Below are 24,510 nucleotides of genomic sequence, written 5' to 3'. Positions count from 1 at the left end.
GGCTAAATCTGGGATGAGTTTTGAGCAGGTCATATTACCTGATGCAGAATGGGATGACTTAGACCCTACTGCCATTGAGCTTTACCGGCAACTACGCTCCCGAGTACGTCCCCAAGCAGAAGAACTGCAAGCCTCTGATGAGGAAATGCTGCGTGCATTAAGGCTGGTAGAAAAACGTAATGGCAATTATATACCCAATGTAGCCGGGTTATTGCTACTGGCTAAACCACTCTCTCTACGCCGTTTACTGCCTGTCGTCAGGGTGGATTATGTGCGTATTCAAGGCACCCAATGGGTAGAAGACCCAAGACAGCGCTTTGCAACAACCCAAGACTTTCGAGAACCGATTATTCGGCTAATTTCCCGGTTAGAAGCCACTATTTTGGATGATATGCCTCGCCACTTCATTTTAAAAGAAGGCGAAACGCAACGGGCAGACCAACCATTACTTCCCCACAAGGTGGTTCGAGAGGCTGTAGTCAATTCACTTATGCATCGTGACTACCAAGTAAATCAACCAACGCTGGTGGTGCGTTACAGTAACCGGCTGGAAATTCGCAATGCGGGTTACTCTTTAAAGCCAGAAATCATGCTGGGTGAAATGGGCTCGCAACTCCGCAACCCGATTTTAGCCGCCGTATTATATGACCTAGACTTTGCCGAAACCAAAGGCACTGGCATTCGCACCATGCGCCGCTTATTAACTGAAGCAGGGCTTACTGTGCCCGTTTTTACCAATCACCAACTTGAAAACCAATTTACCGCCACCTATTTATTGCACCAGTTAATGGATGCAGAACAGCTGGAATGGTTAAAGCAATTTTCATCCTTGCAACTAGCCGATGTAGAAGCAAAAGCACTGGTGCTGGCGAAGGAAACAGGGGCGATTGATAATGCTACCTTCCGTTCAATAAGTGGTTTGGACACCTTATCTGCAAGCCAAGTACTTCGTCGTTTAAGTCACCAACTAGCACTTCTTGATAAAGCAGGTGCAGGGCCTTCAACCTATTACCAACTGTCTAGCAACGTATCAGTTGATACAAATACAAGTGAGCGCGAAGCAAATACAAGTGAGCTCGAAGCAAATACAAGTGAGCTATCTAAATCACTACAAAATGCCATCAGCCAACTTGGCCCTAAAGCACGAAAAAATAAACTTTGGCCAGTCATTTTAGAATTATGTTCCTTGGGCCCACAGAGTGCCGAGCAACTGGCTAATTATTTAGGTAAACAGGTTAATTGGCTTAAAACCAGTCATTTAACCCCATTACGAAAAGAAGGGCTGATTAACTACCTTTATCCGGATGTAATCAAACACCCAGAACAGGCGTATCAGATTACAGCTAAAGGGAAAGAGTGGCTCAAGGATCACCCCATTTAAATTTGTAACTTATTATTGAATTGAAGCCTTAACTGAATTAAATATAAATCAGTAGCTGTATAAAACAAGGACTTACCATGCAAGTCGGCCCAAAATTTCAAGAAGAATACAGTGCCAAAATCCCTGCTTTAACATTGCTAAGCAAACTTGGCTGGACATTTTTACCCCCAGAGCAGGCACTAAAAATTCGTAATAATAATACCATTGATGTACTGTTAAAAAGTGTTCTCAAACAAGAGTTACAAAAGCGCAGCTTCCCGTTTAATGGCAAAAGCCACAGGTTAAGCGATAAAGCAATCGACAATATTATTGGCATAATTGCCAGTCCAGCGCTTAACGAAGGCTTAGCAGCAGCTAATGAAAAGCTCTACAACCATTTACTCTACGGTATTTCAGTTACAGAGTTTATTGAGGGCAAAAAAGCCAACCCCACCATCCCCTTGATTGATTGGCATAATACTGAAAACAACAGCTTTCTCTTTACTGAAGAATTCACTGTGTTACGCAGTAATGGCATAGAAAGTCGCCGACCTGATATTGTATGCTTTGTTAATGGCATTCCTTTTGTCGTCATTGAAGCGAAACGCCCAGATAGCCAGGCCAAAAAAGGCCCAACAGTTGAAGAAGGGATTTCTCAATGCCTGCGTAATCAGCGCAACGATGAAGTTCCACAACTATTTGCCTATAGCCAATTATTACTATCAATTAATGGTACTGACGGACGTTACGGCACCTGTCGTACACCGGCAAAATTTTGGGCAACCTGGCGTGAAGAAGATATCAGTGAAACTGAAATGACAGGTTTGAAAAACCAAAGACTTTCTACAGAACAAAAATCGGCTATTTTTACTCATCGACCAGCGAAAGACTCAGATTGGTATGAAACACTCATTGCTAGCGGCGAACTGATCGTAACAGGGCAGGATAAATTACTCATCAGTTTATTAACACCTAAGCGATTACTAGACATGACGCGCTTCTTTACCTTGTTTGATAAAAAAGCCGGGAAAATAGTCGCCCGTTATCAACAGGTATTTGGAATTAAGCGCTTAATTGAACGCATTAGCACTCACAATAATAAAGGTGGCCGCGAAGGTGGTGTAATTTGGCATACCACAGGATCAGGCAAGTCCTTCACCATGGTGTTTTTAAGTAAAGCATTAATATTACATGATTCACTCAAACAATGTCGCATCGTGGTGGTAACCGATCGGATAGACTTGGAGAATCAACTCAGCAGCACTTTTATGTCCAGTGGCGAGCTGGCTGCAAAAAAAGATAAAGCTGCTGCCATGGCTACATCAGGACAACGCCTGGCAGAACAAATTGGCCAAGGCAATGAGCGTATTATTTTTTCATTAATTCAAAAGTTTAATAGCGCCACTCAGCTACCGGCTTGTAAAAATAATAGCGCCGATATTATTGTGCTGATTGATGAAGGACACCGCAGTCAAGGCGGCGGAAACCATATGAAGATGAAGCAGGCATTACCAAACGCAGCATTTGTTGCATTTACAGGCACACCACTATTAAAAGAAGACAAAACGACCAACAAATTTGGCCCCATCATCCACGCTTACACTATGCAACGCGCAGTGGAAGATCAGGCGGTCACACCTTTGCTTTATGAAGAACGTATCCCTGATTTAGATGTTAATGAACGAGCAATCGACAGCTGGTTTGACCGTATCACCGAAGGGCTGACTAGTGAACAAAAAACTGACTTAAAACAAAAGTTTGCTAAAAAAGGTCAAGTCTATCAATCAGAAGACAGGCTTCGCTTAATCGCACTGGATATTGCCAATCACTTTGTCAAAAATATTGATGATGGGTTAAAAGGCCAACTAGCTTGCGACAGTAAAGAATCAGCTATTAAATATAAACAGTATTTAGATGAGGCAGGGTTATTTGAAAGCGCAGTGGTTATGAGCCCACCTGATACCCGTGAAGGCAACACGACGGTTGATGAAGCTTCAATTCCAGAAGTAACACAATGGTGGAAAGAGAATGTAGGTAACCAGGAAGAACAAGCCTACACCAGACAAGTGATCGACCGCTTTAATAAAGACGACAAGCTTAAACTGTTGATTGTCGTGGACAAGCTACTCACCGGTTTTGATGAGCCAAAAAACACGGTGCTTTATATTGATAAACCACTTAAAGAGCACAACCTCATCCAGGCAATTGCCCGAGTGAATCGTTTACACCCACACAAGAAGTTTGGCTTATTAATTGACTACCGTGGTATTTTAGCTGAGCTTGATACCACTATCCAAAAATACCAGGACTTAGCATCTAGAACCCAAGGAGGCTATGACATTAATGACATTGCCGGCCTCTATAATCAAATGAACACTGAGTATAAGCGTTTACCCCAGCTGTATAAAAGACTGTGGAGTATTTTTAGTGGCGTTAAAAATAAAAGTCAAATTGAACAATTACGGCAGGTATTGATCCCAAAGATTGTTGAAAAAGACGGCGAGCTAGTCGATGCCAATTTAAAAGTGCGAGATGACTTTTATGAAGCACTTGCCGAATTTTCCAGCTGCCTGAAAGTGGCATTACAATCCGCTACATTTTATGAAGATAAAAGCTTCAGCGATGAAGATCGCCGCCACTATAAAGAAACAGTTAAACAACTGTCTAATTTACGCCAAGTAGCCAAACGAGATGCTGGCGAAACCGTTAACTATGATGAATATGTGAGCCAAGTGAAAAAGCTGTTAGATAAGCATGTAGTAGGTGTAGAAATAAAAGAACCAGATGGTGTTTATGCGGTAAACAAAATGGGTCAGCAACAAAAACCCGAACAATGGAGTGAAGAAAAAACCCGTAATGAAACAGATATCATAAAAACCCGAGTAACAAAAATGATTGAGCAGGATTTACGTGATGATCCTTATGCTCAGGAAGCTTTCTCAAAGCTACTACGCAAGGCTATTGAAGAGGCTGAGCAGCAATTTAACCACCCACTCAAGCAGTATTTAATTTTTCATGAACTTGAAACAAAAGCCAGCGCCCGTCAACTGGATGATATACCCAAGGCTCTGTCAGGAAATATACATGCACAAAAATATTTTGGTGTGTTTAAGAAAGTATTACCAGCAGCTTTTTCTGTATTTAATGAAGATGAGCAAAAGGCTTGGATTGATTTAGCATTTAAAATAGAAACACTGGTTGAAAAGGCTGTTGCAGAAAATTCCATTAATCCACAAAATATAGAAGCAGCTATTCGTAAACAATTGTTACCTATATTATTTAAAGAATGCAAAACTATCGGTAGCGGTATGGACCAAGCGAAGGCTATAGTAGAGTGGGTGGTACAAATTACCCGTGTAGGTATATCAGACACTTAGATTCTTCACTACTAGCTAGAATGAGTACATTTATTGAGCATAACAAGACCACTACTACGCTAACAAACCGAATGTTAGCGTTTTACTATGGCGATGAGTGTATTACTTTTGAGCGAACAAACCGAGTTAACTCAATACAACGAGTGCTTATTAAAGTGTACCCAGACTGCCGGGTATGTGCTCATGCCCCATCTACCGCAAGTGACGCAGAAGTATTAGAGGCCGTGAAAAAGCGAGCCCGCTGGATTTATCAACAATTACGAAACTTCCGTGAACAGTTAACCCATATCACCCCCAGGCAATATATCAGTGGCGAAAGTTATTATTATTTGGGCAAGCAATACATGCTTAAAGTACTAGAATCACCTGAAGTAGCTCCGAACGTCAAGCTATTTAGAGGCAAGCTTGAAGTTACCGTACAAAAGCGAAACCCTAAAAAGGTTCAGGCTTTAATTGAAAGTTGGTACAAGTCCCGAGCCAAAGAAATATTTGCTAAACGCCTTGACGCAGTTATAAACCAAACCCTATGGGTAACTGAGCAGCCTCCATTACACCTTCGTACCATGAAAACCCAATGGGGTAGTTGCTCTCCTAATGGCCGCTTAACCCTCAACCCCCATCTGGTTAAAGCCCCGTGCGAATGTATCGATTATGTCATTCTTCATGAACTCTGCCATATTGCAGAACATAATCACAGCGAACAGTTTTACCGCTTAATGAAACAAGTAATGCCTAGCTGGGAAAAAGTAAAATCCAGATTGGATAGCATGGCAGCTAGTTTTCTTAATGGGATTCAAAAGTAGCGTATCAAAAGAGCTTGCCAATAGCTTTTTTCGCCTAAAGCTGTGGAGCCAACAAGATTTAATCGATCAATTATTTGCTAATTACGATAAATTAGACAAGGAAATTAAGGCGGAATTACCTCTAAAACAGGTTTGGGCTGTCGCATTACAGGAGTAAACATAAGCCGTTTAATATTTGCCCTGGGCAAGAGTGCCCAGGCTTTCATTGCAACAAAGTCACACTAGAAAACTTGTGTTGTGCTTGCTCGTCTTCAAGCCCCTCAATTCGCTTAAGTTTTTCACATAACCACCACAGTAGCGGCAACAAAATCACTTCGTAGCTTATGCGCAAGCCAATCAAACAAAAATATATCTTCATGACATTATTTGGCGTGTTATAAAGCATTATTGGTAACATAGCAGTTGTATCAACTATTGCAGCACAAGCCGTTGAAGCAATAGCCCTTAAGGGGAAAAAACGTCCATTAACCAGACGGCTTAACTTGGTTAAAACATGAGCATTTATTAGTTCAGAAAGTAAATAAGCGACAGTACTGGTTAGTAAAATATAGGCAGCTGTTTGAATCACAGGGTTAAAAGCTAGCTGTCGTATTTGCCAAAAGTCTGCACTGTTTAAATGCACTACAGAATAGAGAAAGATAGCAGCAAACACATTACAAAGTGCTCCAGTAATAATCATTTGTTTAGCATACCGAAACCCATAGATTTCGGTGACTAATACGGTGGTGAGATAACTTAAGGGAAAAATTAAACTACCAGATGAAAGAATAAAGTCACCAACAGCTAGCATTTTTTGCCCAGCAATTGAGCTTGTGATAACAATACAATAAAAAAACATTGATATCGGCACTAACAACTTATATTCCTTTACGGGCATAATATTTCCTCTGTTTGTAACAAGCTATTTTATCAAAAAAAATTTTGATAAAAATCTAAGAATATTTATAAAAAATATGCTTTTAGGGGTATTCCTAAAAAAGATTATCGATAGGTATATTAGCAAAACTATTTGGTAAAAACTGTTTATTTAGTTTTTGCTTGCCTGCTTCCACTCCTATCAAGTATGCCCCTACGGGATTAAACAAGTTAATTAACTCTTTTGCCGCAGCTATTTCTTCAGCAGGAAGCACAATATTGTTACTAGATATAGGATGTACAAATTGCACATTATGATGGCAATCAAAAGAAATGGTTGAATCTGCTGTATAATGATTGACAGTTGATTGACAGACAAACCCATATTTAAGAGCAAAGGCATACTTTATCCCAACAAAACAAGCTTGCTCAGGTAACAAATGAGAGATGATACCTTTATTGGCTATTACCTCTTCAATATTAAGTCTCAAAACTACTCGTGTATCAAGACATCGAATAACGGCAATAAAGCTGTCGTCAAGGAAATCAACAATTGTATATTTATGACTATATCTGAAGTGACAAAGTAATAGCTTCAACCACTTAATCAGTTTCACTATGCTAAAACCCATATTACAAATGGAGCAATTTCCGTTTCAATTAACCAGGGCCTATCATCCCTGTCTTGTCCTAGCGGATAGTATTTCTCTATTAATGAAAAGCCACTTCCAGCAAAAAACTCAAAACAATCACTCTCAGACCACACAATATCTGTAACTGTCGTATTATAATCTTTTAATAGTATTTCGGCTGGCAAACCTGAATTAATATTCTTAGTCATCGGCTTCATAGAGAGCCATTCATGTAGATACATTTCATTTGAAGCAGTTATTACTACGACTCGCCCATTGGGGTTTAGTTGTTTTTTTAGCTGTTGAAGGGTTACTACGATATCAGCTGCCTTGGTCATTTCCATTAAAACAAATGATAAAAAAATTAAATCATAAGTTTCAGTCAGTAGCCGGTTAAGTGGACGATCTACAACTTTAAACTGGATTTCACTAGTCAACAATCTGGCTGAATTGATCATTGTAGACGCAATATCTACCCCACAAACATCATATCCAAGGGCATTTAAGATTCGGCTACTTCTGCCTGCTCCACAGCCAAAATCCAGTGTTTTTTTACCCACTACGTGTTGATTAAGAATATTTGGAATATCTCTAAATGCTAAAATGCCAGTTCCCTTAGGGAAGTCCTTAATAGCTTTTAGTAGCTCACTAGGATCGTATAGAAAATGACTATTCATAATATACTACAAATAATTTATATTTTAGACCACTCAACCCCGACAAGAGCATTTATTCCATTAGTCAGTCGCTATAACTATCAGCAGCAAAACCCTATGAGTCGTTGACACATCAATACTCAAAAAAAATAATTATGCGCCAGGTATTATGAAAATCAATACACAGGCAGTCAAGCGCCAACTGACGTATAGTTAATTTATTTTAATAGTTAGTTTTAACTTACATTTACTACAATCAATCTATTCCCTTAAAAAAGCTATTACCACCCTTTATATAATATAAAAAGAGCAGCAATTTTTTGCTGCTCCTCTCTTCGACTCACCCCAACTCCAACTCTACTTCATCACCGCTTTGCTCACTCATAAATCGGTTCAACATGCTGATGAACGCTTCATTGGTACTGTCGCAGACCCATTGCTCTTCGTTTGATTGATAGTTAAAGTGGAACCCACCGCTTTTGGCTGCTAACCAAAGTTGTCGAAGTGCAGGTTGGCGACTTAGGATGATTTGGCTACGGTTTTCAAACTGCATGGTTAGCATACCGTTGCCAGACTCACAGTCGATATCTACATCTAGCTCGTCGATGGCATCTTCAATAGCTACCATTAGCTCATCCAGCAACTCATTAAATTCTGCTTCTGTCATTAGCGTAACACCTGTACCTAAAAATCGTCTTTGCTTTGTTTATACCAATACGTTGAGCATCATTGTACAAATTTGTATAGCCGCTATCACTTTAAGATATTGAGAATGATAGTGACATTAGCCGAGCTATAACAGACAGGGTATACTTTGCCATCATTATTGTACTATTAGTGAGGGATACCCAATGCGCGTTCTATTTGCTGTTCTTTTACTTACCTGGCTGGCTGGTTGTGGTCAAAAAGGGCCTCTTTACTTACCAGAGGAATCTGAGCAAGAATCTACAGAATCTGTTAACCAATAGGCTATTGATTAAGTAACGATATGGATCACTTTCTTTACCGCGATGGTGAATTATTCGCCGAAGATGTTCCGGTTGCGGAGCTTGCCAAACACTACGGCACCCCATGCTATGTGTATTCCCGAGCCACTCTGGAGCGCCATTATAAAGCCTATACCAAGGCGATGGGTGAACACCCCCACTTGATTTGTTATGCGGTAAAGGCAAACTCCAACCTGGCAGTACTGAATGTATTAGCTAAATTAGGCTCTGGATTTGACATTGTATCAGTGGGTGAGTTGGAGCGTGTTTTAGCCGCTGGCGGTGATCCTGCTAAAGTGGTTTTCTCTGGCGTTGCCAAGCAAGAAGCTGAGATTGCCCGTGCGCTTGAAGTGGGTATCCACTGCTTTAATGTAGAATCTGAGTTTGAACTTGAGCGCATTCAAAAAGTTGCCGCTGAGATGGACAAACAGGCAGCTATTTCACTGCGAATCAATCCTGATGTTGATGCTAAAACCCACCCTTACATTTCAACCGGGCTGAAAGAAAACAAGTTTGGTATTTCGTTTAACGATGCAGTTGCCGTATATCAGCAAGCTACTCAGTTACCCAACCTGGAAATTATCGGTGTTGATTGCCATATTGGCTCACAGCTGACTGATATTGACCCATTTTTAGATGCCATGGATCGCCTGTTATGTTTAGTGGACGAGCTGGCAGAACTGGGTATTGAGTTAAAACACCTGGATTTAGGTGGTGGTCTTGGAGTGCGTTATCAGCATGAAGTACCACCAGAGCCGGATACCTATGCCAGCGCCGTCATGAAAAAAATCCAAGGTCGCAACCTAACCCTAGTGTTTGAACCAGGCCGTTCAATTGCTGCCAATGCTGGAATTTTAGTGACTCAAGTTGATATGCTGAAAGATAATGGCCATAAGCACTTTGCCATTGTCGATGCAGCTATGAATGACTTAATTCGCCCTTCTCTTTACAGTGCTTGGCAGGAAATTATTCAAGTAAAACCCCGAACTAACGGCTTACACGCCAGTTTCGATATTGTCGGCCCAGTGTGTGAGACTGGCGACTTCTTGGGTAAAGCCCGTGAGCTAAACCTAAAACCTGGTGACTTACTGGCAGTTCGCTCTGCTGGGGCTTATGGTTTTGTTATGAGCTCTAATTACAACAGCCGTAACCGAGCAGCCGAGGTAATGGTCGATAAAGACCAACACTACTTGGTAAGAGCGAGAGAAACCATTAATCAACAACTGGCAAACGAAAACTTACTTCCTAACTAATTGCACCCGGTTACCTCATCAATTAGTTATGAGGTAACCAATAGAAGCGCATAGAATTACTACATCATGCTGTTACGCTTTACTAAAATGCACGGTCTTGGCAACGACTTTATGGTTGTCGATTTAGTGACTCAACACTGCAAACTTAACGAAGACTTAATTCGGTCGCTGGCTGATCGCCATCGAGGAATAGGCTTTGACCAACTATTGGTAGTTGAGCCACCCAGCCAACCCAACAATGACTTCAAGTACCGCATCTATAATGCTGATGGCGGCGAGGTAGAGCAATGCGGCAATGGTGCGCGCTGTTTTGCTCGTTTTGTGCTAGACAAAAAGTTAACAACAAAAAGCCATATTAAGGTTGAAACACTGTCAGGTGATATAGAATTAATAGTAGAGACTGATGGCAATATAACCGTAGACATGGGTATTCCGAAGCTAACTCCAAGCAGCATTCCTTTTAACGCACCTCAGCAACAAGCTTTTTACAAAGTAAAGGTAGCTGAGGGTGATGTGGAATTAGGTACTGCCTCAATGGGTAACCCACATGCTGTAATCAAAGTGGACTCCATTAACAAAGCACCAGTTGAACGTTTAGGTGCCGAACTGGAGTCACACACTGACTTTCCTCAGCGGGTTAATGTAGGCTTTATGGAAGTGCTTAATCACCAGGAAATTAATTTACGGGTGTTTGAACGCGGTGTAGGTGAAACCCAAGCTTGTGGCACTGGCGCTTGTGCGGCAGTTGTTGTTGGTCGAATTCAAGGCTTGCTGGATGAGCAGGTAACTGTGAATTTACCAGGCGGTAGTTTAACGATTCAGTGGCAAGGTGAAGGACACAGCGTAAAAATGACAGGTCCTGCCTGCCGGGTATTTGAAGGTCAAATTAGGTTATGACAAAACCAACCAATAAGCTGGCGTTTTCGGAAGAAATCACCGAACAGCAGGTGGTTGCTTATCTCGAAGCTAACCCTAACTTTTTTTTGCACAACCCTGATTTACTCAAAACACTCACTGTTCCTCACCCTAGTGGTAAAGCAATTTCTTTATTAGAACATCAAGTTAATTTGTTCAGAAAAGAAAACAAAGAATTGCATAAGCGCTTAGGTAATTTAATTGCGATCGCCCGAGAAAATGATCAGCTTTTTGATAAAACCCGTCGACTTATTATCAACTTGCTAGCTGCCAGTAGCTTGGAAGATATTCAAGTCATTATTGAAGAACACTTTAGAGAGCAATTTAAAACAGACGCCTGCTGCTTACTTTATTTTGCCGATCAGCCACTTAATACTCATGGCCGAACCTTTCCATTAGCAGAAGCTAAAAAGCAGTTAGGAGATATTCTCGATAATACCAAACCTTTTACCGGTTTATTAAAGTTAGAGCAAAAGCTCGTGCTCTTTCCAGATCAAGCCCATCAAGTTGGCTCTGCTGCAGTGGTGCCACTTTATCATCAGCGGCTGTTAGGGATCTTGGCCATTGGCAGTGAAGATATGAACCATTTTCGCACCAGCAATGGCACACTCTTTTTAACCCATATTGGTGAAGTGCTTAGTCAACTGGTTTACCACTTTCAAGAGCAGTCCAATTAACAAGAACAGCCAACTAAGCGTGTTAAAACAAGCACTTGAGGAATATTATCAACATTTACGTGTTGAGCGCGTATTGGCTAAACATACCCTTGATAATTACCAGCGAGACCTGCAAAAACTTGTCTCCTGGCTTGATAACCAACAGTGTACAAGCTGGGAACAGGTTACCCCACCATTACTCAGGCAATACCTCAGCCAATTAAAACACAACAACTTAGATCACCGTTCAATACAGCGTCACTTGTCCAGTATTCGCTCGTTTTATGGCTTTTATTGCTTCAAGCACCCTAAGCTACAAAACCCAACTGTTGCTCTACATGCACCTAAAGCAGCCCAAAAACTACCGCAACTGTTGGATGTAGACCAAATAGCCCAGCTTTTAAATACAACACCTGATGACCAGCTATTGATTAGGGACCATGCAATCTTAGAGCTTTTTTATTCATCAGGGTTAAGATTAAATGAGCTATCACAACTTGATATAAGTGGCATCGACCTTGATCAACAACAAGCGACAGTTATAGGGAAAGGCAGTAAAACTCGGTTGGTGCCTATCGGCAGTTACGCTTGTAACTGCATAAACAAATGGCTGAAAACACGAGGCCAATTAGCTAAGCAAAATGAACCAGCTTTGTTTGTATCTAAACAGGGAAATCGTATTAGTAATCGCCAAATCCAAAACCGGGTAAAACATTTTGCCCAGTTAATGGGGATAACAGGCAATTTACACCCACACATGCTTCGCCACAGCTTTGCAACTCATTTATTGGAAGGCAGCGGTGACTTACGCGCTGTGCAGGAGCTTTTAGGCCACAATGATATTAGCACCACGCAGGTATACACTCATTTAGATTTTAACCATTTAGCTAATGTGTACGACAGTAGCCACCCAAGAGCCAAGCGCAGTAAAAACAATGATTAAAGCCATCACCTTCGACCTTGATGATACCCTATGGAACAACACACCTGTACTTCTAAAAGCGGAGCAGGATGTTATCGAATGGCTGCTAACCCACTTTCCTAAAATCAATGACCACCAAGATGTCGCTACGACTACTAATGAGTTCAGAGATTTTAAGGATCAAGTCAAACAAGCCAACCCAGCCCTCACCCACCAAGTTACTAACCTAAGAAAAGTGGCATTAGAACAGTTTCTTACTCACGCAGGTTATTCAGAACAGTCAATAGAAGGTGCTGCACAAGCTATGGAGATATTTCTTCATGGCCGACATCAAGTTAATTACTTCGATTATGTAGAATCTGTATTAGCCGAGCTAAATCAACAATACACCTTAGGTGTGCTCACCAATGGCAATGTGAATATAAAGCGCCTGTCGATTAGTGATTATTTTGATTTTGCTTTTTGCGCCGATGAGCTAAACACTAGTAAACCAGATCCAGTATTTTTCCAAACAGGTATTCAAGCAGCCAAGGTTCTTGCAGAAGAAATAGTACATGTAGGAGACCACCCCGAATACGATGTAATAGGCGCAAAAGAAGTCGGCCTGAAAGCCATCTGGTTTAACCCCAAACAGAACTCATGGGATTATCATATTAAACCTGATGCAGTGATTAGCTGTATTAGTGAATTACCAAGGGTAATAAATAAATTATAGGTGAAAGTTTATTAGCAGCTTAGCCTCTCCCCCAACTATTAACAAAAAAGATTGTTTATAAGTCAATAAACCTTGAACTTAATCACATCATCTATTTAAAGCTAATTATCTAAAACTAGCCGACTGAAATTAATTTGTTTGCCATCCTGTCTTTAGGATTGAGCCATTATTAATCGCTCAATTTAATTATAAATTTTTTATTACTATTTGTATTAGGAGTACATTATGAGCACACAAAAGAAAGTTTCAGGTACTGCGTTAGCAGTTGTTGCTGCTGGTCTATTTACTTTAGGATCGCAAGTAGCAGTCAGCGCTGAATCTAGTCAGGTTCAATGCTGGGGTGTTAATAGCTGTAAAGGCCATAACGACTGCGCTACTGCAAGTAATGCTTGTAAGGGTCACGGCTCTTGTAAAGGCCAAGGTTACTTGAATATGTCTGCTGAAGAATGTGAGGCTAAAGGCGGTACTGTGAAAGAAGAAAAGTAACTTTTTCTTTAATGAGAATAAATGGATTTGGTGATTATCAGTAGCCTGCCATTATTGATAACGACCAAAGTCCATTTATCTCTAACTGGTTTATATCAACAGTTTTTATATAAAAGATTGTGGAGGCAACCCGAATGAATCGTCCTTTTTATGGTTTTGGCCTAGGGTTGCGCCATGACTATTATCAGGAAATTCTCGAAACCCAACCCAATGTTGACTGGTTTGAAATAATATCAGAAAACTATTTTGTTGCAGGTGGTAAACCACTCTATTATTTAGATGCAATCAGAGAAAAATACCCATTGGCGATGCATGGAGTTTCCCTTTCTATCGGTAGTACTGATCCGTTAGATAAAGGCTACTTAAAACAACTCAAGTCGCTTGCCCAACGAATTAACCCTATCTTTATTTCTGACCACTTATGCTGGACAGGAGTTGATCATATTAATAGCCATGACTTACTACCACTTCCTTATACAGAGCAAGCAATACAACATATTGTGTCCCGTATTCAGTATGTACAAGACTTTTTAGGCCGACAAATTTTACTAGAAAATCTATCCAGCTATGTCACTTTTGCTGATTCAGAAATGACTGAATGGGAGTTTATTAAAGAAATAGTGACACGAGCAGATTGCTATCTTTTATTAGATATAAACAATATCTATGTCAGTGCTCGCAACCACCAGTTTAACCCGGTATCCTATCTTCAGGGTATTCCTGCAGAACGAGTGATGCAACACCACTTGGCAGGCCATAGTGACTATGGCAATTATGTTATTGATACTCATGATATGCCAGTTGTTGATAGTGTCTGGAACTTATATCAGGAAGCAGCTCAATTATTTGGTCCTGTATCAACAATGATTGAACGCGATGATAATATGCCAGTTTTTTCAGAATTATTAGCTGAGCTAAACCAAGCCAGAGCTATTGCAAAGCCTATTTATGCAGGTTATAAAGGTTATGCCAATGCTTGCTGATTTACAAAAAGAATTTCTTGCATTTTTACAGGGTAGTCCTAGCAACGTTGAACCACTGGTAACATTCGAGACTCCAGGACTCTCTATTTACAAAAATGCTTATAATCAACGTTTAAAAGAAGCATTAGATACAGATTTTCCCTGCTTAGGAAAATTGTTAGGTGATGATTTATATGATCAATTAATTCATAATTATATAGTAGAAATGCCTTCTACCAATCCTTCCTTGCGCTGGTTCGGTAGTAACATGCAATGCTTCTTAAAAAGCCATGCCCTATTTTCTAAGCAGCAAATCGTTATCGAGCTGGCTGATTGGGAATGGCAGCTCAGATCAGCTTTCGATGCTGCAAATAGTCATGTTATTCAACTTGAACAACTTGCAACGGTACCACCTGAACAATGGCCAACGATCCGACTACAACTAGTCCCCAGCTTACGTACTATTAAATACCAAACCAATGTAGTTAAAGTTTGGCAAGCACTTGAAACAAACCAGACACCTCCTGTTGTTATCCAAGAAACCAACCATTGGTTAATATGGCGTAAAGGACTTGTTACCCAATTTCGTTCTGTATCAGAAGACGAATGGCAAATAATTCACCAAATAATGGCTGAAGTTACTTTCGCTGATATTTGTGAGCAGCTATGTCAATGGTATTATTTTGAGCAAGCACCACAAAGAGCAGCCCAGATTATTCAACAGCTAGTTAATGATCAGGTCGTGAAGTCTATTCGTTGAATAATATATTTTTTGCATTTCCACCTGAATTTTATTAAGTCTAACTGTCTGTAGTTAATGATCGAGTAGCTTGCTTTTTATAGTTAATAAAATACAAAGCAATTAACACCATATCATATGCTTGCAGAATTTATTTATGCGATAAAAATATATCAATTACAGTACCATAAAAAATACTATACATATTTTTTATAGTTAAGCTAAAAGCATGTCAGTAGACTTTAATTTTTACACTATAACACTACCTCAGCAATAACTGGCAAATGATCAGAACCAATATCAGGCCCTTGTTTAACACTAATCGTCTTTAGATCTTTGCTTAGCAAAATATGATCAATGGGGATTAGAGGTATAACTCCCGGCCAAGTAGGCAACATACCAAACCCTTCACGAGCAGAAAATAAGTCAGCTGTATTAATTAACTTATAGAAGCTATGGCCCCATGGCGTCGTATTTAAATCACCCAATAATATGGCTGGTTTTTGTTGGTGTTTTAACCAACTTGCTAACTCTGCTAATTGCAAATCACGAGAGATTGCTTTAGTCCTTGATATCGGGGGCAGTGGATGGGTAGCTACTAATTGTACTTTTTTTTGGTTCCAATTCAGCATTCCAGAAATTGAAGGCAGCTTATCAGGGCCAAAGTAGAGTGTTTGAAAATTCTCGATGGGGTATCGGCTAAATAAAGCGATACCAAACCCGCCATTTCTTGGCTCTTCCAAATGGTAAGGGTAAAGGCTATGCAACTGCTTAAATGCTTCTGCCCAAGCAGGAGTGAACTCCTCCACTGCAACTACATCAGGCTGCTCTTGCTGCAACCATTGCAACAGTGTGAGTGTGTCATCATTATTTAAATTAACATTAACTTGAACAACCGTTATCGCTTTTTGCGAAAAAGCCAATGTAGCGACAGACTTTGGTAAACCATATAATGAGACCACTGGATAATTTAGCATTACAACCAGTAGTGCAATACTTACCCATATCCACTTACGAGCAAAACTGAACAATACAATACCTAACAAAGCTGCAATCAAGTAATACCATCGAAAATGGTTAGCTAAATCAGCTAACCAATGGTGCTCACCAAACCAACCAATACCGCTAGCAAAACCAGCCAACAAAATCACTAACAATATTCGCTTCAATAGCCACACAACCACAGTCTCCTATCAGTGTTCTCGAATGACTGTATACGATAGTTGTGGAAGTTTACATAAAAAACTATGTCTGCACTGACTTTCAAATGTATATCTTTTCAAGTTATTACAAGTCAGCAGATAGTGACACTATTTCTGTGAGTCTGAACAAATATTACTAAAAACTGATGTGTTTAGATTGGCTTCTGCTTAATATTAAAATGAGTTTAATGGTTATTATTTATCTAATTTTTTAAATGATCATTAATCTAATATTTAATTTATTTAATAACTACTAAGTCAACTCATTCTGTAATATACCCATAACTTAAGCGTATATTACGGAATTATAGTCAAAGCGAGTGGCTTTTAAGGGCGCCGTCGAATGACGAAGCCCCATGAGCCTAAATGTAATAGGTGATTGGAGTGAGAAATGAATGCAGCACAAACTGCATTCCCACCATTCAAGGTGGTCACAGCAAACCTTAAAAATCATTCGCGAAAAGTATAGCTAATACATCATGGATGGCCTTAGTACATAAGCAGCGCATGACTCCCAATAAAAGAGAATGATCAATGAAGTGGCTAATATGATGACTCCTAAATTTGCAAAAACCTTATTGTATAGTGCCTGTGTGATGGTGCTGACAGGTTGTCCAGGTGATGATGATAATAAGCCAAAACCATCCAAAAATAAAAAACCTGTCGCTAAGTTTACCCATTCATGTGATGAGCTGAGCTGTAGTTTTGATGCTAAAGGCAGTTCAGATCCAGACGGCACAATTACCAAATATAGTTGGAACTTTGGTGACAGCATGAATGGTGAGGGGCCAATGGCAACTCATACCTATACCAAAGCGGGTAGTTACACAATTTCCCTTACTGTGACAGATAACAAAAATGCCACAGCTGAGCATAAAGTCGAAGTCAATGTTACGACTAAACCAGATAATCCAGATGATGACGACGATGATGATAACGATGATCCAGTCGGCATGAATGAGTGTGAAAACTGGCAAAGCAACCATCCAGAATGGTTATGGTGTGATGATTTTGAAACAACCGCGTCATTAACAGAAAAATACGGCAAAAACAGTGTTAAACCAGGTAAAGATGCAGACTCGCTACAACGCGTCGAATCAGACCCCGCTCATGGCAAGTTTGCATTAAGATTAAAAGCAGATAGTGAAAGCAAAAATAGTGGCAGCTTCCGTCGTAACTTTGGCCGAGTACCTTATAACAACTCAGTTGATGATTTAGGTGCCAAGCCTTATTTTGACGAAAAAGTTAATGAAGTCTATTACCGCTTTTATGTGAAATACCCAGAAAATACTCAAGGCTGGCCTGCTAATATAACGCGAGCATTTGGCATCGCAGCAGGTGCCGATCAATTTGGCCCTCAGTCGTTTATTGCAACACTTTCTCATGATAAAGCAAATGCCACGGTAGTCTCAGGCGAACCCAAACTTAACGCTTATAGCGGCTTTGACCCAAACAACCCAGACTCTACTTTAAAAACCATCAAGTGGGATGATATGGATAATTTAACCCAGCTTGGTGATAGTAATGATCCTCTACCACCTGTACCACCACCGCCTACTCCCCCAGAAAAACCCTCATTTAGTAAGTTTGCAGTGAGTCAAGACGATGGTGATGATGATATTCCCCCACCGCCACCACCCCCAGGTGATCCAGAGCCTCCCGTTCCACCCGATAATCCAGATGGCGATGACAAAAACCCACTTGCGAAAGGTAAGTGGCACTGTGTTATTGTCCATCTCAAACTAAATAGCACCGCTCCTTATAAAGCAGATGGCTTATATGAAATAGCAATCGATGGTAAGCCTTACTCAAAATATACGTTGAGTGATTTAAACTGGACGGGTAAGTGGCGAGAATATGCTATCAACGGCATTCAGTTTGAAAATAACTGGGCAATGATGGGACAAAACAACCGAGAACCCGTTACCAACAACCTTGTCTCAACTGATGTACAAACAACAGAAGAAGTCATGGAAAGCTATCTGGATGCACTGGTTATCTCTAGAAAGCCTGTGAACTGTTTAGATACTAATAATCCTGATGACCCAACACCTCCACCAGAGCCACCAAACGATCCAGACAAACCCGATGATGGTGATGATGACACACCACCGGATATTCCACCACCACCTCCTCCAGGTGACCCAGATACACCAGATGATGATGGCGATAACCCAGAGCCTCCACCACCAACACCTGATGATGGGGACGACGATGGCGATTTACCGGATGATATTCCACCGCCACCACCACCGCCCACAGATTCAGTTAGTTTATAAGACTACTTTATTATAAAAAGCCAGCTTTCAAGCTGGCTTTTTTAATTTTAGCGCTTTATACCATTCGCGAATCACTTTCAAGCTTTGTAATTATCGCACTTAATCACCAATTATCTATTAATACTTCGCTTTGGGTATATTCAAAAACAGCGTAATAACAAAGCTTACCAGGAAACAATAAAAAATTATGTAGCTAATGCTGTACAATGTTATCCTTATTATGCCAGCCTATTAAATAAATCAATTACAAGATATGCATAGCATTAAATGGCCAGTATTAATTAAATATTCTGAACGTATTTTTCGAGTAACTACCCTTAATATTCCAGAAACAGGGGTATTAGTTGAGTCAAGTATGTTGTCGTAAAATTTCGCTGCTTTCAGTTTGGTATAGAATTTACAGATATAGAAAAATCTGCAAAAACATTTATTGCTAGTTTTATCGAAAATATTTAACTAAAAGCTGCCTAATAAACCATTACGAATATTTTGTGATTTTATTGTTTGCTCTTGCCTTCAAGTACACTTGAAATATAAAAACTACTTTTATTTATTGTAAATATTAATGACATATCTAATATAGTGCTAACTATCATTCTTAAGCTATTGCTTAATATCTACTTTTTTCCTCAGCGGATTCATTTAAAACTGTGAAATGAAGTCCAGTTTGACGGATATTACTGATTGCCCATTCAAGTTAATACATTGTAATTTTATTGAAATGGATTCAAGTTAACAGGTAATATCCTAATGAATAACTGGCTAAAGAAAGTAGTATTTGCATCTGGGCTGCTATGCTCAGCAGTTACATTTGCCAGCCCAATCAACATTATCAATGGCGGCTTTGAAGGGATAGGTATCAATGGCTGGTTTACAGAGCCTGGCCCACTGTCTCCTTATGTAGCTAATCAGCTTACACAACACGGAACACGCTACACTGCAGCTGAAGGCAATCAATTTGCGGTTTTACCAGCAAACTCATCAATTCGTTCCGAAACCAATTGGCAAGCAGGAGATACTATCAGCTTTAAATGGCTTGCCTTAGACGCCATCGACCCCACTTTTCAGATTTATGAGGAAGATCTAGCGGTAACTAAAACCTTAGGTCTGATCGGAGATGCAGGTGTTTGGCATGAGTTCAGTTACACCTTTCAGGATTCAGTTAATCCAAATCTACCAAGCTTTGTCGGGTTTCAAGGGTTTTCCAAAGGCGGTCCTGATGCATTGTTACTTGTAGACGATGTCAAAATTACTCGTATCCCTGTACCCGCTACTTTAGGTTTAGCCTTACTCGGTATAGGCTTAATGGCAAGACAGCGCCATAACCGCAAAAACACCGCATAAAAAATAACAGAACTTCGCTATACTACAGTGAAGGTATAGGATTGAGAGTAACGAGTAATAACGTTACTCTCAATTTTCTTCTAGTTAACCCCCAACTTTACTGTTCTGCCTCCCCGGCCACTACTACTAAATGCTCTAAGCTTTACCACCCCTGTTGCACTAAAAGAGTCTTTGTAGATGCTGGAGTTAACCGTTGGCTCTGAGCCATCAGTTGTATATCTTATAATTGTCCCAGGCAAACCAATATTTGCTGTAATCAAACCATCTTCATTTAGTTTGGCACCAGGTATAGGCAGCCGATAATAAAAACCGCCAAATAAGTAGTCCAACTTAGGCAGTTCGATTTGCCCCACTCTATTAGCAAAACGATTCCAAGCTTGATTATACAATTGGCTATTTATTTTTTTATCACCAACCCAGTTTGGTTTAGCTGCCCAGGCACGCTCAGCTAACCCCAGCAATTTGGGTAATGTAAAATACTCTAATTGTTGTGGAGTCTTCATATTTTCACTCCACAGCTGACCTTGCAAACCCATAATATAGCCTTCATTTTTACCTTGTAAACGTTCTTTATTTTCAAACTGATCAGGCTGAATCACTTTACCCATTCTGTCAGTTTGGGCACTTTGAAATATATCCAGAGGAACAAACCGATAAGGGGATTCAGTATTAGTAAAATTAGCCCAATAATAGCCTGGTTCTGATGGATGTTTTTCATAGGCTAAGTCGAAATAGAGGTTGGTTGCATTAGCCAACACAACAGGGTATTGTTTATTTGCTAGTTTATAGGCATTATCTTCATCCCCCCAGCCCCATACATTATTCCAAATATATGACGTTAACTTACCACCTGTATAAAACCGATTTACGCGTTTAGCTCCATAGCCATCTTCACCAAGCCTGGTAAAAGCAAGCTCCTCCCAGCCAGCCAGTTTTAAGCCATGTTTATAGTAAATATTACTTAGCTGTTGCATAAAGTATTGCTTTAATAACTCAACATGCGCCAAACTAATATTTTCTGTTTGTAATAACTGCTGGCAGGCTGGAGATTGCTGCCATACACCTTTGGGCACTTCATCTCCACCAATATGAACTGTTATTAAGTTTGTATCTGCTTGTGAGTATAGCTGTTTTATCTCATTTAATACTTTATCAATAAAAGTATAGGTAGACGGCATACACACATTCACCACATTATCTTTCCATCCTTGCACTGATTGATAATTTGATTGATCTGTCAAATCAGACAATAAATACTTGCTGGCTTGCTTTTGATGATTTTCATTTAAATGCCGATAACGGGCTTCCATTGACTTGATAGCTGCTCTTGCATGGCCTGGTAAATCAACTTCTGGAATAATGCTAATATGATGGGCTTTAGCAAATTTTAAGATATCAATAAAATCAGCTGAGGAATAAAAACCGCTGCCTTGATTAACACCAGGAAATGGACCAGAACCAAAAGCAGGCAATAGATATTCGTCTTCTGTAGTGGAATGACCTCTACGTCCACCAACTTGAGTCAACTCCTCTAAACCATTAATTGCAAGCCGCCATCCTTCATCATCAGTTAAATGCAAATGAAGCCCGTTCAATTTGTAATGAGCCATCACGTCAATTAATTTCTTCACTTCTGCAACAGGTTGAAAATGCCTTGCTACATCCAAATGAATCCCACGATAAGCAAATCTTGGATAATCCTCTATTGCCATAGCAGGAATATTAACTGATACCTCATCTACGCTACTCACTTTAAACTGCGCTAATAGTGTTTGACTCCCGTAAAAAATACCCTGCTTAGTATTTGCAGTGATTTTTACACCCTTTTCAGTTATGGTAAGATGATAACCTTCTTTATACAGATTTGAGTTTTGTTCTTCTTCTAAATTAGTCTTTAACTTCAGTACAATGTCAGACGGGGCTGATTTGGTTGAGTCTACGACCTCTGGGCGATAACCTAACATCATTTCTAACTGTTTAGCCAACAAATCTGCTTCATTAGTCAAACTATTACTAGCTAAAACTCTAATTAAATTATCTGGCTGCCAATAAGATTCATATTTTTTCACCTTAACTGGTTCTGGAATGGCTATTGGTAACTGTTCTTTTGGTAACAGTTGTAGCCTGGCATTTTGCTCAAAATGCCACTGAGCGGTAGCTAATGGCCAAATATCTTCTTTTATTCGATTCCATTGTTTTGGCTTAGTCGGCTTAATAAACTCAACCTCTGGCAATACCTCTATATGCTCCTCTCCCTTAGCAGGATTAGTATAAACAATATAAAATCCTGCCGGTTTATCAGTGTCATTAATAGCCCAAAAGCTTGCGTTAAAAGGAATTTTGATCATTTGCCCTGGACTTAGTGATTTAAAGCTCTTTTGTGGAATTATTTTATGTAAATCCCCATTTATATGTTCTATTAATACCGTGTCAGGATAAGAGCCAGGCTTTATCAACCTGGCAAAATTAAAATAAATTTCCCAACCATGAGTTGGCAGTGGCTTATTGCTATTATTTTTTATAACCAACTGAGAACTAAAACTATTAGCGCCATCTTGGTAATTATCTAATACTTGCCAACTTACGTTTAGCTTGCTATCCAACGTCAGCGAATAAACTAGAGGAAACGATAATGCTAAACCAATGACGTAAAATATGATTTTTAACATTCTATAATCCTTTATATTTTTTAACACCTATTAATAACCAATCCCTAACAACTAGTTTTTGTTAGCTCCTTTTTAATTTACATCATAGCTCGTTTATTAGCCTGTCAAATCAAACTAAAGTCACGGGAATAATCCATAAGCCCAATATTAATAAGTCGTAGTTTAAATATTTCATCAGCACCAAAGGCTCAGAACACTTTGGTTAGTATTCGATCGAATCTGTATACATTTCACCGACCCAAACCAAAATGAAATAATTACTAACTCTTTACATAGCAATACAACTGGATATAATGCCCGCCCTAAATGTGATGCCAATCACATATAAATCATACTGGAGCAGTAACTCAATGAAGATCAAACCTATCCTAACAAGCATTTTTCTCAGCTCAACTTTACTCACAACTGGTTGTGCATCAATTGTTAGTGACTCAACTTATCCGGTAAACATCACCAGCATCCCAGAAAACGCTGCTTTTACCATCACCAACGAGCTGGGTGAAACTGTCCATACAGGTACTACCCCTGAAACAGTTGAGCTTGCCAGTGGAGATGGTTATTTTTCAAGTAGCGCTTACACAATTGCCTTTGCTAAAGAAGGTTATCAACAGCAAAGTATTATGATTACCAGCACTCTGGATGGCTGGTATTTCGGAAACCTATTTCTGGGTGGTTTAATAGGAATGGTAATTGTTGACCCTTTAACTGGTGCAATGTTTAAGTTGCAAGATACTGCACAAGTTGAACTAATTGCTACTAATTACCAGTCCAACAATGCTAATAAAAGCTTACAAGTTGTTTCTCTAAGTGATCTTCCTGAAAAATATCATGCTGAATTAGTAAAAATAAACTAAGGTCTGTTAAAACTATTTGAATCACCACTGCCGTCGACCGTTTTGTCGCCCAGCAAGGCATCAGGAATACCGTGTAATCAATGGCTTATAACACGGCTGGATGGAAAAATAATTACGGGCCTAATAAAATAAAAAGCCTCCTTGATTATTGACATATTAAATCAAAACCAAGGAGGCTTTTCTTGATATTGGTTTTATTAATGAAAAACTAATGTACTGAGTGATTACCTGTCCTCCCTGATTCAACTTCCTGAATTGTACCACCTGAATTAAGAAACTCTTCTATTTGCTTCTCTATCGTTTCCCTTACTTTTTTTCTTGACTGAACTGTATATGTTTCTGCATCTCCTCCAATATTACCCCAATCACCATCACTGCCTTTTTTTGGTGTAGTGCCTTGCTCTCTTGCCATAATTATTCATACCTCATGTATTTATAACCAAACATCCTAAATCTAATAGACAGTGTTATACTCCTCTTCAGATGCCATTAAATACATTTATAGCTCAATGAATAATTAAGAAAAGAAAAAATATTTCAGCAGTTAGTATTTTTTTACCTTAATGGCAATATATATCCAAGCGAAATGTCATTTATAATGCATTGACGCTATATAGATAGTTAAATTAATAGCTTTTAATTTAACTATTACCATATATTTCAATAAGTTACAGCGGCTGACTAATTAATTTTCTAGTTTTTCTTACTCTATTAATCCTATAAAATATAGTTTTTATATATTTTTCAAAAAGATACGTAATATTACTAAACAGTGACTAATTCAAAAAACCTCTTATAACCAGATTAAATTGTTTTTTTGCTTAGGCAATAATCGTTTTCACCGT

23 protein-coding genes are annotated in these 24,510 nt (G+C 39.5%); 16 read left to right on the top strand and 7 right to left on the bottom strand.

All coding sequences use genetic code 11. The annotated features are described in order from the left end of the window. The first annotated feature begins 13 nt into the window (after window positions 1–13). The 4 genes from G4Y78_RS02765 to G4Y78_RS02750 all read left to right on the top strand — a co-directional run bounded on the left by G4Y78_RS02765 (window position 14) and on the right by G4Y78_RS02750 (window position 5,697). Window positions 14–1,381 (top strand): ATP-binding protein, encoded by a 1,368-nt coding sequence (locus G4Y78_RS02765; RefSeq protein WP_230425685.1) that lies wholly within the window; start codon window positions 14–16, stop codon window positions 1,379–1,381. Between the two features lie 77 nt (window positions 1,382–1,458). Continuing rightward, entirely contained in the window at window positions 1,459–4,737 is a 3,279-nt protein-coding gene (locus tag G4Y78_RS02760) for a type I restriction endonuclease subunit R (protein ID WP_163831437.1), read from the top strand. A 20-nt stretch (window positions 4,738–4,757) separates the two neighbouring features. Then, the gene (locus G4Y78_RS02755) at window positions 4,758–5,540 is read left to right on the top strand and encodes a M48 family metallopeptidase (RefSeq protein ID WP_230425684.1); all 783 of its coding nucleotides are present in this window, start codon (window positions 4,758–4,760) and stop codon (window positions 5,538–5,540) included. Continuing rightward, a complete protein-coding gene (locus G4Y78_RS02750) occupies window positions 5,524–5,697 on the top strand; it encodes a hypothetical protein (RefSeq protein ID WP_163831435.1) in 174 nt (57 codons plus the stop codon). The genes G4Y78_RS02755 and G4Y78_RS02750 overlap by 17 nt, the downstream gene beginning before the upstream one ends. A 45-nt stretch (window positions 5,698–5,742) precedes the next feature. Here the strand turns inward: G4Y78_RS02750 and G4Y78_RS02745 are convergent, their stop codons facing one another. The 4 genes from G4Y78_RS02745 to cyaY all read right to left on the bottom strand — a co-directional run bounded on the left by G4Y78_RS02745 (window position 5,743) and on the right by cyaY (window position 8,350). Next, window positions 5,743–6,417 carry a queuosine precursor transporter gene (locus G4Y78_RS02745; protein WP_163831433.1) on the bottom strand — a complete coding sequence of 225 codons (675 nt, stop codon included), beginning with the start codon at window positions 6,415–6,417 and terminating at the stop codon, window positions 5,743–5,745. A gap of 94 nt (window positions 6,418–6,511) precedes the next feature. Beyond that, the gene (locus G4Y78_RS02740) at window positions 6,512–7,012 is read right to left on the bottom strand and encodes a hypothetical protein (protein WP_163831431.1); all 501 of its coding nucleotides are present in this window, start codon (window positions 7,010–7,012) and stop codon (window positions 6,512–6,514) included. Continuing rightward, on the bottom strand, window positions 7,012–7,704 hold the full coding sequence (locus tag G4Y78_RS02735) for a class I SAM-dependent methyltransferase (RefSeq protein WP_163831430.1): 693 nt from the start codon (window positions 7,702–7,704) through the stop codon (window positions 7,012–7,014). Before G4Y78_RS02735 ends, G4Y78_RS02740 begins: the two co-directional genes overlap by 1 nt. Before the next feature lie 319 nt (window positions 7,705–8,023). Then, window positions 8,024–8,350: an iron donor protein CyaY gene (cyaY, locus tag G4Y78_RS02730; protein ID WP_163831428.1), complete on the bottom strand. Its 327-nt coding sequence runs from the start codon at window positions 8,348–8,350 to the stop codon at window positions 8,024–8,026. Between the two features lie 184 nt (window positions 8,351–8,534). On the opposite strand from cyaY, the gene lptM reads away from it, so the two are divergent. The 9 genes from lptM (at window position 8,535) to G4Y78_RS02685 (ending at window position 15,338) form a co-directional block, all read left to right on the top strand. Continuing rightward, window positions 8,535–8,651, top strand: a complete 117-nt coding sequence (lptM, locus tag G4Y78_RS02725; RefSeq protein WP_163831426.1) for an LPS translocon maturation chaperone LptM — start codon at window positions 8,535–8,537, stop codon at window positions 8,649–8,651. Between the two features lie 20 nt (window positions 8,652–8,671). Then, entirely contained in the window at window positions 8,672–9,922 is a 1,251-nt protein-coding gene (lysA, locus tag G4Y78_RS02720) for a diaminopimelate decarboxylase (protein ID WP_163831425.1), read from the top strand. A 66-nt stretch (window positions 9,923–9,988) separates the two neighbouring features. Next, window positions 9,989–10,819 (top strand): diaminopimelate epimerase, encoded by an 831-nt coding sequence (gene dapF, locus G4Y78_RS02715; RefSeq protein ID WP_163831423.1) that lies wholly within the window; start codon window positions 9,989–9,991, stop codon window positions 10,817–10,819. Beyond that, window positions 10,816–11,514, top strand: coding sequence for a DUF484 family protein (locus G4Y78_RS02710; protein ID WP_163831421.1), 699 nt, complete (start codon window positions 10,816–10,818; stop codon window positions 11,512–11,514). The genes dapF and G4Y78_RS02710 overlap by 4 nt, the downstream gene beginning before the upstream one ends. A gap of 19 nt (window positions 11,515–11,533) precedes the next feature. Further along, entirely contained in the window at window positions 11,534–12,436 is a 903-nt protein-coding gene (xerC, locus tag G4Y78_RS02705; RefSeq protein WP_230425683.1) for a tyrosine recombinase XerC, read from the top strand. Further along, on the top strand, window positions 12,429–13,130 hold the full coding sequence (locus G4Y78_RS02700; RefSeq protein ID WP_163831419.1) for an HAD family hydrolase: 702 nt from the start codon (window positions 12,429–12,431) through the stop codon (window positions 13,128–13,130). The genes xerC and G4Y78_RS02700 overlap by 8 nt, the downstream gene beginning before the upstream one ends. Window positions 13,131–13,355: 225 nt before the next feature. Further along, the gene (gene bufA2, locus G4Y78_RS02695; protein WP_163831417.1) at window positions 13,356–13,616 is read left to right on the top strand and encodes a BufA2 family periplasmic bufferin-type metallophore; all 261 of its coding nucleotides are present in this window, start codon (window positions 13,356–13,358) and stop codon (window positions 13,614–13,616) included. A 134-nt stretch (window positions 13,617–13,750) separates the two neighbouring features. Further along, a complete protein-coding gene (gene bufB, locus G4Y78_RS02690) occupies window positions 13,751–14,599 on the top strand; it encodes an MNIO family bufferin maturase (RefSeq protein WP_163831415.1) in 849 nt (282 codons plus the stop codon). Further along, a complete protein-coding gene (locus G4Y78_RS02685) occupies window positions 14,589–15,338 on the top strand; it encodes an HvfC/BufC N-terminal domain-containing protein (protein WP_163831413.1) in 750 nt (249 codons plus the stop codon). Before bufB ends, G4Y78_RS02685 begins: the two co-directional genes overlap by 11 nt. A gap of 233 nt (window positions 15,339–15,571) precedes the next feature. Here the strand turns inward: G4Y78_RS02685 and G4Y78_RS02680 are convergent, their stop codons facing one another. Then, window positions 15,572–16,501: an endonuclease/exonuclease/phosphatase family protein gene (locus G4Y78_RS02680; RefSeq protein WP_163831411.1), complete on the bottom strand. Its 930-nt coding sequence runs from the start codon at window positions 16,499–16,501 to the stop codon at window positions 15,572–15,574. A gap of 566 nt (window positions 16,502–17,067) precedes the next feature. Between G4Y78_RS02680 and G4Y78_RS30605 the strand changes: the two genes are divergently transcribed. Together G4Y78_RS30605 and G4Y78_RS02670 are read left to right on the top strand one after the other, a co-directional pair. Next, window positions 17,068–18,798: a PKD domain-containing protein gene (locus G4Y78_RS30605; protein WP_222937626.1), complete on the top strand. Its 1,731-nt coding sequence runs from the start codon at window positions 17,068–17,070 to the stop codon at window positions 18,796–18,798. Between the two features lie 750 nt (window positions 18,799–19,548). Beyond that, window positions 19,549–20,142, top strand: a complete 594-nt coding sequence (locus G4Y78_RS02670) for a hypothetical protein (protein WP_163831409.1) — start codon at window positions 19,549–19,551, stop codon at window positions 20,140–20,142. An 80-nt stretch (window positions 20,143–20,222) separates the two neighbouring features. Here the strand turns inward: G4Y78_RS02670 and G4Y78_RS02665 are convergent, their stop codons facing one another. Further along, window positions 20,223–22,811 (bottom strand): family 20 glycosylhydrolase, encoded by a 2,589-nt coding sequence (locus tag G4Y78_RS02665; protein ID WP_163831407.1) that lies wholly within the window; start codon window positions 22,809–22,811, stop codon window positions 20,223–20,225. A 350-nt stretch (window positions 22,812–23,161) separates the two neighbouring features. Here G4Y78_RS02665 and G4Y78_RS02660 point away from each other — a divergent pair, with 350 nt between their 5' ends. Then, on the top strand, window positions 23,162–23,665 hold the full coding sequence (locus G4Y78_RS02660; protein WP_163831405.1) for a hypothetical protein: 504 nt from the start codon (window positions 23,162–23,164) through the stop codon (window positions 23,663–23,665). Window positions 23,666–23,873: 208 nt separating this feature from the next. On the opposite strand, the gene G4Y78_RS02655 is transcribed toward G4Y78_RS02660, so the two are convergent. Beyond that, window positions 23,874–24,077 (bottom strand): hypothetical protein, encoded by a 204-nt coding sequence (locus G4Y78_RS02655; RefSeq protein ID WP_163831403.1) that lies wholly within the window; start codon window positions 24,075–24,077, stop codon window positions 23,874–23,876. Between the last annotated feature and the right edge of the window lie 433 nt (window positions 24,078–24,510).

This window comes from Spartinivicinus ruber, assembly GCF_011009015.1.
Lineage (GTDB): Bacteria > Pseudomonadota > Gammaproteobacteria > Pseudomonadales > Zooshikellaceae > Spartinivicinus > Spartinivicinus ruber.
The sequence above is the reverse complement of the archived record's forward strand: the minus strand, read 5'-3'. Positions and strand labels throughout refer to the sequence as shown.

Coding starts and splice junctions, on each gene's coding strand:
- G4Y78_RS30605 (WP_222937626.1), top strand. CDS start 17,068: ATGATGACTCCTAAATTTGCAAAAACCTTATTGTATAGTGCCTGTGTG.
- bufA2 (WP_163831417.1), top strand. CDS start 13,356: ATGAGCACACAAAAGAAAGTTTCAGGTACTGCGTTAGCAGTTGTTGCT.
- G4Y78_RS02750 (WP_163831435.1), top strand. CDS start 5,524: ATGGGATTCAAAAGTAGCGTATCAAAAGAGCTTGCCAATAGCTTTTTT.
- cyaY (WP_163831428.1), bottom strand. CDS start 8,350: ATGACAGAAGCAGAATTTAATGAGTTGCTGGATGAGCTAATGGTAGCT.
- lptM (WP_163831426.1), top strand. CDS start 8,535: ATGCGCGTTCTATTTGCTGTTCTTTTACTTACCTGGCTGGCTGGTTGT.
- G4Y78_RS02665 (WP_163831407.1), bottom strand. CDS start 22,811: ATGTTAAAAATCATATTTTACGTCATTGGTTTAGCATTATCGTTTCCT.
- G4Y78_RS02660 (WP_163831405.1), top strand. CDS start 23,162: ATGAAGATCAAACCTATCCTAACAAGCATTTTTCTCAGCTCAACTTTA.
- G4Y78_RS02755 (WP_230425684.1), top strand. CDS start 4,758: ATGAGTACATTTATTGAGCATAACAAGACCACTACTACGCTAACAAAC.
- G4Y78_RS02745 (WP_163831433.1), bottom strand. CDS start 6,417: ATGCCCGTAAAGGAATATAAGTTGTTAGTGCCGATATCAATGTTTTTT.
- lysA (WP_163831425.1), top strand. CDS start 8,672: ATGGATCACTTTCTTTACCGCGATGGTGAATTATTCGCCGAAGATGTT.
- G4Y78_RS02760 (WP_163831437.1), top strand. CDS start 1,459: ATGCAAGTCGGCCCAAAATTTCAAGAAGAATACAGTGCCAAAATCCCT.
- G4Y78_RS02655 (WP_163831403.1), bottom strand. CDS start 24,077: ATGGCAAGAGAGCAAGGCACTACACCAAAAAAAGGCAGTGATGGTGAT.
- bufB (WP_163831415.1), top strand. CDS start 13,751: ATGAATCGTCCTTTTTATGGTTTTGGCCTAGGGTTGCGCCATGACTAT.
- G4Y78_RS02710 (WP_163831421.1), top strand. CDS start 10,816: ATGACAAAACCAACCAATAAGCTGGCGTTTTCGGAAGAAATCACCGAA.
- G4Y78_RS02670 (WP_163831409.1), top strand. CDS start 19,549: ATGAATAACTGGCTAAAGAAAGTAGTATTTGCATCTGGGCTGCTATGC.
- G4Y78_RS02685 (WP_163831413.1), top strand. CDS start 14,589: ATGCTTGCTGATTTACAAAAAGAATTTCTTGCATTTTTACAGGGTAGT.
- G4Y78_RS02700 (WP_163831419.1), top strand. CDS start 12,429: ATGATTAAAGCCATCACCTTCGACCTTGATGATACCCTATGGAACAAC.
- G4Y78_RS02735 (WP_163831430.1), bottom strand. CDS start 7,704: ATGAATAGTCATTTTCTATACGATCCTAGTGAGCTACTAAAAGCTATT.
- G4Y78_RS02765 (WP_230425685.1), top strand. CDS start 14: ATGAGTTTTGAGCAGGTCATATTACCTGATGCAGAATGGGATGACTTA.
- dapF (WP_163831423.1), top strand. CDS start 9,989: ATGCTGTTACGCTTTACTAAAATGCACGGTCTTGGCAACGACTTTATG.